A 12,924-nucleotide genomic window follows, 5' to 3' on the forward strand; every position below is an offset into this window, starting at 1 on the left:
TACGTGAACAAAGCCCAACCGCCCTTGATGAGTGCCCTGATCCGCCGACAGTCCCTGGTGCTTGGGCTGTTGGCGCTGCTGTTGTTTATCGCCGGCAACTGGCACCAGGCGATCATCGGGTTTGACTCGCGCTTTGTGCTATTTGCCCAGGAAATGCTGCGCCATGGGCCGAGCTTTTTCCCGACGACCTATGGCCAGCCGTACGCCGATTACCTGGCCACCTCGACGTTGTTGACCTGGCTGTTGTCCCTGCCCTTGGGCCAGGTCACCAGCTTTACCGCGTGGTTGCCGACGGCCATCGCCTCGGCGCTGATTGTGATCCTGGTGTACCGCCTTACGGCGCCCTACTCCACACGCTGGGGCCTGTTGAGCGTGGCGATGTTGGCGCTCAGCAGCACCTTCATCAGCGAAACCCGCGCCGTGTCCCTGGACCAGATGCTCGCCGCCGTGGCCCTGGCGGTGTTCTACCTGGGCTACGCCCACGATCACTTCGGCGCGGGCAAACGCCTGCACCTTGTGTATCTGTTGCTGATTGTCGGTTTTTCGATCCGCGGGCCGATTGGCCTGGTGATCCCCACGGGCGTGCTGTGCAGTTACTCCCTGCTCAACCGCCAATGGCGCCAGTTGTTCAGCTTTGGCCCATTGGCCCTGGCATTGCTGGTGGCGTGCGTCGGCCTGCTGTTGCTGTTGGCCAAGCTCAGTGGCGGCGAAGTATTCATGCAGGACGTGATCCGCATGCAGTTCCTGGGGCGCATGGACGGCAGCGAAGGCTCCAGCGGCGTGCTGTATTACTTCACCAGTTCCATGGGCAATTACGCCCTGGCCTACCCGGTGGCGCTGCTGGTGCTGCTGGCGGTGGCCGTCGGCGGCAAACGCACACCGGACCCGGCGTTGCGACTGGTGCTGTATTGCGCGGCGGCGGGTTTGCTGGTGATGCTCGGTCTGTCGATTCCCCAGGCGAAAAAAGCCCGTTATGTGCTGCCGATGTTGCCGATGGCGGCGATCATTGCGGCGTACCCGTTCCAGGTCACCCAAGGGCGTTTGTTTGCGCTGCTGCGCAGCCTGATACTGGGCCTCTGGACTGTGTTGCCGGCGCTGCTGGTGGTCGGTCTGGTAGTGGTACGCCGCCGTTACCCGGATGCTGTCGGCAACCTGGGCGTGATGTTTGGCGTGCTCGGTGCGCTTCAGGTCCTGGCGCTGCTGGCGTGGTTGAAACCGCACCTGCGCACAGGCGGTCCGGCACTGGCCGCGGTATTGGCGTTATGGACAACCTACATCGTGGTGGTCGAACCGCTGGAACGCAGCCTGTACGACACGCGTACGTTCAGCCTGGCGGTCAAGGCGCGGATTTCCCAGGACCCGGCACCTGTGGTGCTGCACGGGCTGGGGAAAGACGCCAAGGCAATCAAGCTGATGGTCAACCTCGATTGCGACCGGGTGCCGCTGTTCACCCAGTCGAGCAGCGACCTCACACCTTTACAGGCTCCGGCGTGGCTGGTGATGAGTGCGGCGGATTTTGAAGGCTTGCAAGAGCCACGCTTGCGCGCACTCACGCCGACCGTCAGCGGCGAATTCGACAAGAACCCCTACGTGCTGCTACACCTGAGCAACCCCCTACAACCGTGATCCTGCCGGCTTCGGCCGGTATTCCCGCGAAAGCTCCTACGCAGCTATGCGTAAAGGCTGGTGCCGTTTCCCTTTCCCGCTCCTGAATTCAAAATGTAAACTCGCTTGCCAGTTACGGTAACTATTTACTACCCCTTGGTTGAAGGGGACAGGACAAGGACGTTGTAACCCGCGACCTACATCGCCGTTACATCCATGAAAGGACTCTGCCGTGCCCACTGAATCATTCCCCGATACCCCCTCAACGCCTGCGCGTGAGCAGGTCCATGTCAGCTATGTGCCGATGCCGAGCCTGGACCGGCTGATGGGCCTGCGTGATGCCCTCGTCGCGCTGAAAGGTCCGCTGTCCAGCGACCCCAGGGTGCGCGAGAGCCTGCAACGCCGGCTGTTAAGCGAAGAGCATTCCAAACGCATACTCGGCAGCGCGAGCCCGCAACCGTCGGTTCACCCTAGCGCTTGAATTCATTTTTTTTGCATTTAACCTGCATTAATCTGCATTGGCGTGCCGCAATCCAGGTCGGCACACTATGTACGTTCCTTCCCCCAATGTTGGAACTTTCCAAAGGCTTAACCGGAATGCCCGGCAGGCCTTTTTTTTTGCCCGCTGTTTCAGGACCTTTTTAATGCTCGCTCGCTGGTTACCCACTGCCATCAATACCCGTCCCGCCGAATGGAGTCGTGCCGCCATCGGCATGGCCTTGGGCACGCTGCTCAGTGTGTGGGTGTGCGGCCAAGTATTCGGTATGGATGTCGCCCTGCATTTGCTCGGCCCCCTGGGCGCGTCGGCGGTCTTGCTGTTTGCAGTGTCGTCCGGCGCGCTGGCGCAACCGTGGTCAATCATCGGCAGTTACCTGTGCGCTGGGGTGGTCGCCTTGTTGGTCGCGCGGGTACTGGGCCGGACGTTGGGCAGTGCCTGCCTGGCGGCGGGCATGACCGTCATCCTGATCTGCTGGCTGCGCTGCCTGCATCCACCGGCCGGCGGGCTGGCGATGACCCTGGTACTGGCGGACCCAGCATCCATCGCCCTTGGCTGGCAGGAACTGGCCCCGGTCATGCTCGGCGCCGCAGCGCTGCTCGCCTGCGCACTGGCCTACAACAATGCCACCCGCATGCGTTACCCCAAGGGGCAAGTGGCACCACCCGCTGCAGTGCTGGGCAACACACCCGTGGTGACCGACCCGGCAATCACCGCTGCCGACCTCAAGCTGGCCCTGGCGGAAATGGAGCAGTTCTACGATGTGCAGCCGACCGAGCTGGAACAACTGATCCACGCGGCGGAAGGCCATGCGCGGCGCCGTAGCATTGGCGATGTGCTCGCCAGTCGCGTGGCCTGAGCGGCGTCGTTCGTGCGACGAGCGGCGTATTGCACCTGACCTGGCAGCGGCTAGAGTCATTACAGCACTTGAAGTTGTCTGCTGTTCACCACGCTGTCTGGGCACCGCTGTACCAGTAACGAAGACAAGGACTACCTGGCTTTGGGACGGTATAACGCGAGCCCCCGACGTGTGCCTGTCGCCATCTTCCCGCCGGTTCTCCTGTTCAGGTGTATCGAAAGATCCACTCGGAACAGGAGACAATCCATGGGCGTTACCCTGCAAACTCTGTTGCGCTCGCCGCTGTTCGAGCCGCGTCTACGCCATCGGCTGCCCCTCAAGGCCTACATGGACCTGACGATCCAGCGCATGCACGCGATTTTTTCCGGGCAAATCGTCAGCAATGAACAGTGGCTGGGGCAAGCGCAGCAATCGGAGTTCTCCAGGCTCTGCGAGTGGATGGGCTACCTCGGCGCCTTCGACTATGCGCTGCACTCATCGCTGGTCGATCACATGATTGCCGTCGATGCACTCCTGAACCACGCCAGCCCGACGCAAATCGCGCACTACCGCGACGAAGCGATCGGCATGCACAAGGTCTACTCCTTTGGCTGCACTGAGGTCGGTGGCGGTTCCGACGTGCGCAATACGCAGACGACCGTGACCTACCACCGGCAAACCCATCGCCTGATACTCGATTCCCCCTCCCCCGAGGCCTGTAAATGCTGGATTGGCAACGCGCTGTATGCGGCCCAGGTAGTGATGGTGCTCGGGCGCCTGATCGTCGATGACGAAGATCAAGGCCTCCACTGGTTCCGTGTGGTGATCCGCCAGCGTGAAAATGGCCGCCTGCGCAAGGGCGTGAAGATCATGGCCTGCGACCCCAAGGGCGGCATTCACGCCAATCAAGTCGCGGCGATCCGGTTCTGCCAGTTGGAACTGTCGGTAGACGCGCTGTTGCAACGCCACGCACATTTCAACGACGAGGGGACGTTCGTCAGCGATTTGCCGCGAGATCGACGCTTTATCGCGGCGCTGAAAACCTTTCTGCAGGAGCGTGTGCTGTTTCTTACCGGGATTCGCCAAAATGCGGGGCTTGCGGCGCACCTGAGTTACCGTTTCGCCTGCCACCGTCAACTCCACCGTGACGGCGGCACCGTGGCGCTGCTGAGCCAGCCGTTGTTTCGCCAGCGTCTCTATGCGGTCCAACTCAAGGCAGTCGCGTTGCGCCTGCTGGAGCAGGCGGTAATCCGGCGTTTCGAGGCGCACTGGGCGCAGGTGCCGCGACGTCAGGAACTGCACGTGCTGGCCGCGCTGAGCAAGGCCGTAGGCGCATGGATGGGCCTTGACGTGATTCGTCTCTGCCGCGAACTGTGCGGGTCCCAGGGCTTTCATCAGTTCAACCAGATCGCCACGCAAGTCATCGACTGCGAGGTTGGCTGCACCTTCGCCGGGGACAGCACGATGATGGCGTATCAGGTGATCAAGGATGCGTTGGCGCGCCCGCGGTTTATTCTCGATGCCCCCACTAACCTTGGCCAGCAAGTCGAGGCAACCCTCGTCGCGCGGTGCGCCACGGACGCAACGTTCACCCACGAACAGGCGTTGGGCCTGGCATACGCCAGGGCCTTGGACCTAGTGATTGAAGAAGCCGAGGCCCAGCATCTGCTGGACAGCCCGACACTCGACGACCTGATCAATAGTTTCGCCGCGCCGCTGCATCCCTGGGCGATGTTCAGCCGCGAAGGGCTTGCCCGGCATGCCACCCAGGCACAGGTCGAAATGCTGGCAGCCTGGCTTAAACCGCCCCAGTGCTTGATCAGCGCATATATCGACGCGCCGGATTACGCCCGGCAATTCACCCATAAACTCTACGAGGAGCAGTGACATGGCCCTCCCGGATTTTTCCAACCCTGCGACCATTGGCGAGCCTTACGAGGCCTTTGCCTACCTGCGCCATCACCATCCACTGTACTGGTGCGCACACCACAAGGCCTGGTTTTTGACACGGTTTGACGACGTTTCCGCCGCGTTGACCGATACACGACGCTTTTCGTCCAACGGCATGCGTGCATTGGTCAACGCACAGCTGCCCGCCAAGCAGCGTGCAGCGCTGGAGCCCTTTATCGAAAAGGCCTCGCGGTGGATGTATTCCCAGGACGGCAAGGACCATGAGCGCGGGCGCAAAGTGCTGGCCAAGGCCTTCACGCCCCGGGCCATTGATGCGCTGGCGGGCGACATAGAGCGCATCGTTGACCACCTGCTGACGCAACTGGGCCCGCAGCCCGAGTTGATGAGCAAGCTGTTCAACAAGGTCCCGGCGCTGATCCTGGCGCAGATGTTTGGCATTGCGGCCGAGGACGCGCTGAAAATCCGGCATTGGACGGATGCCATTATCGTGTTCATGGTGGGCAGCACCGACCCCGCGTTTGGGCCGCGCGAGGCGTTGCAGGCCATGGAGCAGATGTACGCCTTCTTCTCCCGACTCGTCGAAGCGCGGCGTCTGGCGCCGGGAGACGACCTGGTCAGCCAGGCTATTGCCAGCGGCGACCAGCTTGCAATGAGCCACGAGGACCTGTTGGCGCAGCTGGCGTTTGTGCTGGTCGCGGCGACGACGACCAGCGCGGACCAACTCGGCATCATCTTGTTCTATCTGCTTACCCATCCCGCCAGCCTGGCCGAAGTCAGGGCCGACCCGAGGCTGCTCCCCGGCGCTATCGAAGAAGCCTTGCGCATCTGCCCGGCGGGTCAGCTCAGCCATCGCGTGGCAACGCAGGACGTCACCTTGCATGGTCAGACCATCCACACAGGTGACGTGGTGTTCCTGATCCGGGCAGCGGCCAATCGCGATCCCCGCCACTTCAGCGACCCCGACCAGTTCGACATCCATCGCCAGCAGCAGGATCACTTGGCGTTTGGCCGTGGGCCGCATTTCTGCATGGGTTCGATGCTGTTCAAGCTGGAGGCGAAGATTGTCTTCACCCGCTTGCTGGCACGGTTTGCGCACATTGGCCTGCTTGAGCAAGCACCACCGACATGGCGTACCAACAGTTTGCAGTTCCGGGGTCTGAGCCAGATCCAGGTGCGCCTGGCCCCTGCGTCCAGCGAGATTACCCGCTGTTTCTCCGCCGCGCCGTGGGAACAAAAAGCCGGGTATTGCCGCGCACTGCGGGCCGGCAACCTGGTCATCACCAGCGGTACGGTGGCGTTTGACGACCACGGCAACCCCTACGCGCCCGGCGATGCCTACCATCAGACCCGGCGCTGCCTGGAGATCATCGAAACCGCCCTCAAGCAATTGGAAGTGGACAGGACCCTCGTGGTCGCCACGCGCATGTACACCACTGACATGCGCCTCTGGCCGCATATTGCCAGGGCGCATCAGGAGTTCTTTCAGGCTTGCCCGCCGACCACCCTGTTGCTGGAGGTCAAGGCGCTGATTGCGCCCGCCTACGTGATTGAAATCGAGGCACAGGCATGGACCGGCCACTGATCACCCCCGAGAGCATGCGCGCGGCGGTGCGTGCGGCGGTGGTCATGTCGGTCCGGGACCTTGACGTTCCAGGCCCGCACCGCGCGGTCCGGGTGCGCGTCTATCGACCGGCGAGCCCGACGCCTGCGCCTGCGTTGCTGTATTTCCACGGCGGTGGTTGGGTCGCGGGGGACCTGGACACCCACGACAGCTTCTGCCGGGTCCTGTGCGAGTGGGCCGGTTGTGCGGTGGTGGCCACGGACTACGCCAGGCCGCCTGAGCAGCGCTTCCCGGCCGCTGTCGAGGATTGTTACGGCGTCACGCAGTGGTTGGCGCGCCAAGGCCCGTCGATGGGCATCGACGTCAATCGGATCGCGGTCGCCGGTGGCGGATCAGGCGCAGGCCTGGCGGCGGTGATCTGCCAGCTTGCCCGCGACCAGGGCGGCCCCTCGATCGGCTTCCAGTTGCTGCTCTACCCCCTGCTCGACTGCCTGGCCCGCAACCGTTCGCGAGCGGCGTACGCCTCGGGATATGGGCTGACAGCCGAGCTGCTGCGCTGGTATCTGAGCCTGTATGTGCCCGAGGGGGTGTCACTCGCGCACCCGTGGTTGTCACCCGCACGACATGCTTCATTGCGTAACCTGCCCAATGCGCTGATCGTGACGGCCGGTTGCGATCTACTGCGCGATGAGGGGCGCGCCTATGCACGCCACCTGAAAAAAGCCGGTGCGGCGGTGCGCCACGTTAACTACCCTGACATGCAGCATGGGTTTATCAATTACCCGGCCCAGCACGCCGCGGCGCGCAAAGCCATACAGCTGTGCGTTGAGGCCCTGGCCGGATATTTTCAGGCGCAGCCCGCAGGCCGTGCGTGAACCTGCATAAATGCAACAACGACCTGCATGATTCCACGTTGTACTGGGCAAATTTGCACTGGTAGGATCGCGAGAAGGTTCGCCCGCGAACATCTTGATAAAGACAATAAAAGCAGGGAGTTAGAGATGACTGCTCAGGTTTCATCGCAAGCAAGCCACGCAGCAATTCATCCGCAAGACGTATTGGTCGAAGTCCGCAACCATATCGGCCACCTCACCCTCAACCGCCCCGCCGGGTTGAATGCCATCACCCTGGACATGGTCCGCAGCCTGACCCACCAGTTGCACGCCTGGGCGGATGACCCCGCAGTCTACGCCGTGGTCCTGCGCGGAGCGGGTGACAAAGCCTTCTGCGCCGGCGGTGACATCCGTTCCCTATATGACAGCTTCAAGCAAGGCGATACCTTGCACGAAGACTTCTTCGTCGAGGAATACGCCCTCGACCTCGCTATTCACCACTACCGTAAACCGGTCCTCGCGCTGATGGACGGCTTTGTCCTGGGCGGCGGCATGGGCCTGGTGCAAGGCGCCGACCTGCGCGTGGTCACCGAGCGCAGCCGCCTGGCGATGCCGGAAGTGGCCATCGGTTACTTCCCGGACGTTGGCGGCAGCTACTTCCTGCCACGCATTCCCGGCGAGCTGGGGATTTACCTGGGGGTTACCGGCGTGCAGATTCGTGCCGCCGATGCGTTGTACTGTGGTTTGGCGGACTGGTACCTGGACAGTGCCAGGCTGACCGAGCTGGATCACAAGCTCGATCACCTGCAGTGGCACGAGTCGGCCCTCAAGGATCTGCAAGGCGTACTGGCCAAGCTCGGCGTACAGCAATTGCCCGACGCCCCGCTGGCACGCTTGCGCCCGGCCATCGACCACTTCTTCGCTTTGCCGGACGTCCCGAGCATCGTCGAACAACTGCAGCAAGTCACCGTAGCCGATAGCCATGAGTGGGCGCTGGCCACCGTCGGCCTGATGCAAACCCGTTCGCCACTGGCCATGGCCGTGACCCTCGAGATGTTGCGCCGTGGCCGGCGCCTGCCGCTGGAGCAATGCTTCGCCCTGGAGCTGCACCTGGACCGGCAATGGTTTGAGCGCGGCGACCTGATTGAAGGCGTGCGTGCGTTGATCATCGATAAAGACAAAGCCCCACGCTGGAACCCGCCGACGCTTCAGGCATTGGACGCCAGCCACGTCGATAGCTTCTTCCAACACTTCAAGCACGTTGCGAGATAAGTTATGCAAGACATTGAATACACAGAAGAACAAGTGATGATTCGCGACATGGCTCGCGATTTCGCCCGGGGTGAAATCGCCCCCCATGCCCAGGCCTGGGAAAAAGCCGGCTGGATCGACGATGCACTGGTCGCCAAGATGGGTGAGCTGGGCCTGTTGGGCATGGTGGTCCCTGAGGAATGGGGGGGCACCTATGTGGATTACGTGGCTTACGCCCTGGCTGTCGAAGAGATTTCCGCCGGTGACGGCGCCACTGGCGCACTGATGAGTATCCATAATTCAGTGGGTTGCGGGCCGATCCTCAACTACGGCACAGCTGAACAGAAACAAACCTGGCTGGCCGACCTCGCCAGCGGCCAGGCGATTGGTTGCTTCTGCCTGACCGAGCCCCAGGCCGGTTCCGAAGCACATAACCTGCGCACCCGTGCCGAACTGCGTGACGATCAGTGGGTGATCAGTGGTGCCAAGCAATTCGTCAGCAACGGCAAACGCGCCAAGCTGGCCATCGTGTTTGCCGTGACCGATCCCGACCTCGGCAAAAAGGGCATCTCGGCGTTCCTGGTACCCACCGACACCCCCGGTTTTGTGGTCGACCGCACTGAACACAAGATGGGCATTCGTGCCTCGGACACCTGCGCCGTCACCCTGAACCAATGCACGGTGCCTGCGGCCAACCTGCTGGGCGAGCGCGGCAAAGGCCTGGCCATCGCCCTGTCCAACCTCGAAGGTGGCCGCATCGGTATCGCCGCCCAGGCCCTGGGCATCGCCCGCGCGGCGTTTGAAGCGGCGCTGGCTTATGCCCGGGATCGTGTGCAGTTCGACAAGGCGATCATCGAGCACCAGAGCGTGGCCAACCTGCTGGCGGATATGCAAACCCGCCTGAATGCCGCGCGCCTGCTGATCCTGCACGCCGCACGGTTGCGCAGTGCCGGCAAGCCATGCCTGTCCGAAGCGTCCCAGGCCAAGCTGTTTGCTTCGGAAATGGCGGAGAAAGTCTGCTCGTCAGCGATGCAGATCCATGGTGGGTATGGGTATCTGGAGGATTACCCGGTGGAGCGTTACTACCGGGATGCGCGGATCACGCAGATTTACGAGGGGACCAGCGAGATCCAGCGAATGGTGATTGCCCGTGAACTCAGGCACTACCAACTCTGACTGACACACTGCAAAACAGTGTGGGAGCGGGCTTGCTCGCGAATGCGGTGTGTCAGTCACGGGTATTTCAACTGATCCACCGCTTTCGCGAGCAAGCCCGCTCCCACATAAGCCGCTCCCACCCGTTGGGAGATCGAATTACCTGTCTTTGAACTGCGGGGCACGCTTGGCCACGAACGCGGCCATGCCTTCTTTCTGATCCTGGGTCGCAAACGCGGCATGGAACACCCGGCGCTCAAAGCGCACGCCTTCGGACAGGCTCACTTCAAACGCGCGGTTCACACTTTCCTTGACCATCATGCTGATCGGCACCGACTTGCCGGCAATCAGCGTGGCGACTTTCAGCGCCTCTTCCAGCAATTCATCAGCCGGTACGATCCGCGCCACGATCCCGCAGCGCTCGGCTTCCACCGCATCGATAAAACGCCCGGTCAGGCACATTTCCATGGCCTTGGCCTTGCCCACCGCGCGGGTCAGGCGCTGGGTACCGCCCATGCCCGGCAGCACACCGAGGTTGATTTCCGGCTGGCCGAACTTGGCGCCATCGCCGGCCAGGATAAAGTCGCACATCAGCGCCAGCTCGCAGCCGCCGCCCAGGGCAAAGCCGTTGACCGCTGCGATGATCGGCTTGCGGCGGTTGGCCACGCGATCGCTGTCGCTGAACAAATCGTCGAGATAGATCTGCGGGTAGGTCAGCTCGGCCATTTCCTTGATGTCGGCGCCGGCGGCGAAGGCTTTTTTCGAGCCGGTCAGCACGATGCAGCCGATGTCAGGGTTGGCTTCCAGGCCATCGAGCGCCTGGTTCAATTCGCTGACCAGTTGTGCATTCAGCGCGTTCAGGGCTTGGGGGCGATTGAGTGTGATCAGCCCGACGCGGCCCTGGACGTCAAGCAAAATGGTTTCGTAACTCATGTGGCGGCTCCTTAGAGATTGCGTGAGATGACCATGCGTTGAATATCGCTGGTGCCTTCGTAGATCTGGCAGACCCGCACATCGCGGTAGATCCGCTCCAGGGGAAAGTCGCTCAGGTAACCGTAACCGCCGAGGGTTTGCAAGGCGGCGGAGCAGACTTTCTCGGCCATTTCCGAAGCGAACAACTTGGCCATCGAGGCTTCTACCAGCGCGGGCTTGCCGCTGTCACGCAGGGCGGCGGCGTAATGCACCATTTGCCGGGCCACCGCAATTTGCGTGGCCATATCCGCCAGGCGAAACGCCACGGCCTGGTGCTCGATCAGCGCCTTGCCGAAGCTTTCGCGCTCACGCGCATAGTCACGTGCCGCTTCAAAGGCCGCGCGGGCCATGCCCACCGATTGCGAAGCGATGCCGACGCGCCCGCCTTCCAGGTTGGCCAGGGCGATCTTGTAGCCCTCGCCCTCCTCGCCCAGACGGTTAGCGACCGGTACCTTCACGTCTTCAAACAGGATCTGACAGGTGTCCGACGCGTGCTGGCCGAGCTTGTCCTCGACCCGCGCCACGGTGTAGCCGGGCGAATCCGTCGGCACGATAAACGCACTGATGCCACGTTTGCCCGCCGCGGGGTCGGTGACTGCAAACACAATCACGATCCCGGCGTTTTGCCCGGAGGTGATGAACTGTTTGCAACCGTTCAGTACATAGTGGTCGCCTTCCAGGCGCGCACGGGTTTTCAGGCTGCTGGCATCGGAGCCGGCCTGGGGTTCGGTCAACGCGAACGCGCCGAGCATGGCACCGCTGGCCAGGGGCTTGAGGAATTGCTCTTTCTGCTGATCGTTGCCGAACTTGAGGATCGGCACGCAACCGACCGAGTTGTGCACGCTCATGATGGTCGAGCAGGCACCGTCGCCGGCGGCGATCTCTTCCAGGGCCATGGCGTAGGCCAGGTAGCCGGTGTCGCAACCGCCCCACTGCTCCGGCACCAACATGCCGAAAAAACCCAGCTCGGCCATTTCACCGATGGCTTCCTTGGGGAAACGGTGGTCGCGGTCCCATTCGGCGGCGAAGGGTTTCAGGCGCTCCTGGGCAAATTGCCGGGCAGCTTCGCTGATTTGCAGTTGTTCGTCATCTGGCAACATGGTGAGTCCTTAATACAGGCATTCGACGGCCATGGCCGTGGCTTCACCACCGCCGATGCAGATCGCGGCAACGCCACGCTTGAGGTTGTTCTGGCGCAGCGCCGACAGCAGCGTCACCAGGATGCGCGCACCGGACGCGCCAATCGGATGGCCCAGGGCGCAGGCGCCGCCATGGATATTGACCTTGGCGTGGGGGATTTCCAGCTTGCTCATGGTCACCAGGCTGACCACGGCGAAGGCTTCGTTGATCTCGAACAGATCGACGTCAGCCAGGTTCCAGCCGGTCTTGCTCATCAACGTACGGATCGCTCCCACTGGTGCCACCGGAAACAGCCCTGGCTCATCGGCAAACGCCGCGTGGCCGTGGATCACCGCCAGCGGCTTCAAGCCGCGTTTTTGGGCCTCGGACTGGCGCATCAGCAGCAACGCCGCCGCCCCATCGGAAATCGAGCTGGAGTTGGCGGCCGTCACAGTGCCCCCCTCACGGAACGCCGGTTTCAGGCTGGCGATCTTGTCAGGCTTGGCTTTCGGTGGTTGCTCGTCATGCAACACCGTCACTTGTTCCTTGCCGACGGTGACCTGCACCGGGACGATCTCGGCGGCAAATTTGCCATGGGCGATGGCTTCCTGCGCACGGGTCAGGGAGGCAATCGCGAACGCGTCCTGGGCTTCACGGCTGAAACCGTTGTGCATCGCACAGTCCTCGGCGAACGTGCCCATCAGGCGGCCCTTGTCGTAGGCGTCTTCCAAGCCGTCGAGGAACATATGGTCGAGCACGCGGCCGTGGCCCATGCGGTAGCCGCTGCGCGCACGATCGAGCAGGTACGGCGCGTTGGACATGCTTTCCATGCCCCCGGCGATCGCCACCGCAATGCTGCCGGCCAGCAGCGAGTCATGGGCGAGAATCGCCGCTTCCATGCCCGAGCCGCACATCTTGTTGAGGGTGGTGCAGCGCGTCGACTTGTCCAGGCCTGCGCCCAACGCCGCCTGGCGTGCCGGTGCCTGGCCGAGGCCCGCCGGGAGCACGCAGCCGAACAGCACTTCATCTACGGCGTCACTGGCAATGCCTGCGCGCTCAACTGCCGCACGAATTGCCGCCGCGCCCAGTTGCGGCGCGGTCAGGTTCTTGAGTTCGCCCTGGAAGCCGCCCATGGGCGTGCGCACGGCGCTGACAATTACGATGGGATCAGTCATGGTCATTC

11 protein-coding genes are annotated in these 12,924 nt (G+C 62.6%); 8 read left to right on the forward strand and 3 right to left on the reverse strand.

Going from position 1 to position 12,924, the window contains the following annotated elements; all coding sequences use genetic code 11:
* Positions 1–3 precede the first annotated feature (3 nt).
* The 8 genes from LIY36_RS19980 (at position 4) to LIY36_RS20015 (ending at position 9,671) form a co-directional block, all read left to right on the forward strand.
* Positions 4–1,626 carry an ArnT family glycosyltransferase gene (locus LIY36_RS19980; RefSeq protein ID WP_226456787.1) on the forward strand — a complete coding sequence of 541 codons (1,623 nt, stop codon included), beginning with the start codon at positions 4–6 and terminating at the stop codon, positions 1,624–1,626.
* Positions 1,627–1,837: 211 nt separating this feature from the next.
* Positions 1,838–2,086, forward strand: a complete 249-nt coding sequence (locus LIY36_RS19985; RefSeq protein ID WP_329959615.1) for a hypothetical protein — start codon at positions 1,838–1,840, stop codon at positions 2,084–2,086.
* Between the two features lie 163 nt (positions 2,087–2,249).
* A complete protein-coding gene (locus LIY36_RS19990) occupies positions 2,250–2,960 on the forward strand; it encodes an HPP family protein (RefSeq protein WP_192300061.1) in 711 nt (236 codons plus the stop codon).
* 246 nt (positions 2,961–3,206) lie between these two features.
* Entirely contained in the window at positions 3,207–4,826 is a 1,620-nt protein-coding gene (locus LIY36_RS19995; protein ID WP_226456788.1) for an acyl-CoA dehydrogenase family protein, read from the forward strand.
* Between the two features lies 1 nt (position 4,827).
* The gene (locus LIY36_RS20000) at positions 4,828–6,432 is read left to right on the forward strand and encodes a cytochrome P450 (protein WP_226456789.1); all 1,605 of its coding nucleotides are present in this window, start codon (positions 4,828–4,830) and stop codon (positions 6,430–6,432) included.
* Positions 6,417–7,286, forward strand: a complete 870-nt coding sequence (locus tag LIY36_RS20005) for an alpha/beta hydrolase (protein WP_225595627.1) — start codon at positions 6,417–6,419, stop codon at positions 7,284–7,286. Before LIY36_RS20000 ends, LIY36_RS20005 begins: the two co-directional genes overlap by 16 nt.
* A 126-nt stretch (positions 7,287–7,412) precedes the next feature.
* Entirely contained in the window at positions 7,413–8,516 is a 1,104-nt protein-coding gene (locus LIY36_RS20010) for an enoyl-CoA hydratase/isomerase family protein (protein WP_226456790.1), read from the forward strand.
* 3 nt (positions 8,517–8,519) lie between these two features.
* On the forward strand, positions 8,520–9,671 hold the full coding sequence (locus tag LIY36_RS20015) for an acyl-CoA dehydrogenase family protein (protein WP_226456791.1): 1,152 nt from the start codon (positions 8,520–8,522) through the stop codon (positions 9,669–9,671).
* Positions 9,672–9,809: 138 nt separating this feature from the next.
* Here the strand turns inward: LIY36_RS20015 and LIY36_RS20020 are convergent, their stop codons facing one another.
* The 3 genes from LIY36_RS20020 to LIY36_RS20030 are packed head-to-tail and all read right to left on the reverse strand — an operon-like array spanning position 9,810 to position 12,916.
* The gene (locus LIY36_RS20020) at positions 9,810–10,583 is read right to left on the reverse strand and encodes an enoyl-CoA hydratase (protein ID WP_226456792.1); all 774 of its coding nucleotides are present in this window, start codon (positions 10,581–10,583) and stop codon (positions 9,810–9,812) included.
* 11 nt (positions 10,584–10,594) lie between these two features.
* On the reverse strand, positions 10,595–11,722 hold the full coding sequence (locus tag LIY36_RS20025) for an acyl-CoA dehydrogenase (protein ID WP_226456794.1): 1,128 nt from the start codon (positions 11,720–11,722) through the stop codon (positions 10,595–10,597).
* 9 nt (positions 11,723–11,731) lie between these two features.
* Entirely contained in the window at positions 11,732–12,916 is a 1,185-nt protein-coding gene (locus LIY36_RS20030) for an acetyl-CoA C-acyltransferase (protein ID WP_370694897.1), read from the reverse strand.
* Between the last annotated feature and the right edge of the window lie 8 nt (positions 12,917–12,924).

Origin of the sequence: Pseudomonas sp. AF03-9 (genome assembly GCF_020515815.1) — a bacterium.
Lineage (GTDB): Bacteria > Pseudomonadota > Gammaproteobacteria > Pseudomonadales > Pseudomonadaceae > Aquipseudomonas.

Excerpts from the sequence above, each read along its gene's own strand:
- LIY36_RS19990 (WP_192300061.1), top strand. The coding sequence starts at position 2,250 with ATGCTCGCTCGCTGGTTACCCACTGCCATCAATACCCGTCCCGCCGAA.
- LIY36_RS19995 (WP_226456788.1), top strand. The coding sequence starts at position 3,207 with ATGGGCGTTACCCTGCAAACTCTGTTGCGCTCGCCGCTGTTCGAGCCG.
- LIY36_RS20000 (WP_226456789.1), top strand. The coding sequence starts at position 4,828 with ATGGCCCTCCCGGATTTTTCCAACCCTGCGACCATTGGCGAGCCTTAC.
- LIY36_RS20005 (WP_225595627.1), top strand. The coding sequence starts at position 6,417 with ATGGACCGGCCACTGATCACCCCCGAGAGCATGCGCGCGGCGGTGCGT.
- LIY36_RS20010 (WP_226456790.1), top strand. The coding sequence starts at position 7,413 with ATGACTGCTCAGGTTTCATCGCAAGCAAGCCACGCAGCAATTCATCCG.
- LIY36_RS20015 (WP_226456791.1), top strand. The coding sequence starts at position 8,520 with ATGCAAGACATTGAATACACAGAAGAACAAGTGATGATTCGCGACATG.
- LIY36_RS20020 (WP_226456792.1), bottom strand. The coding sequence starts at position 10,583 with ATGAGTTACGAAACCATTTTGCTTGACGTCCAGGGCCGCGTCGGGCTG.
- LIY36_RS20025 (WP_226456794.1), bottom strand. The coding sequence starts at position 11,722 with ATGTTGCCAGATGACGAACAACTGCAAATCAGCGAAGCTGCCCGGCAA.
- LIY36_RS20030 (WP_370694897.1), bottom strand. The coding sequence starts at position 12,916 with ATGACTGATCCCATCGTAATTGTCAGCGCCGTGCGCACGCCCATGGGC.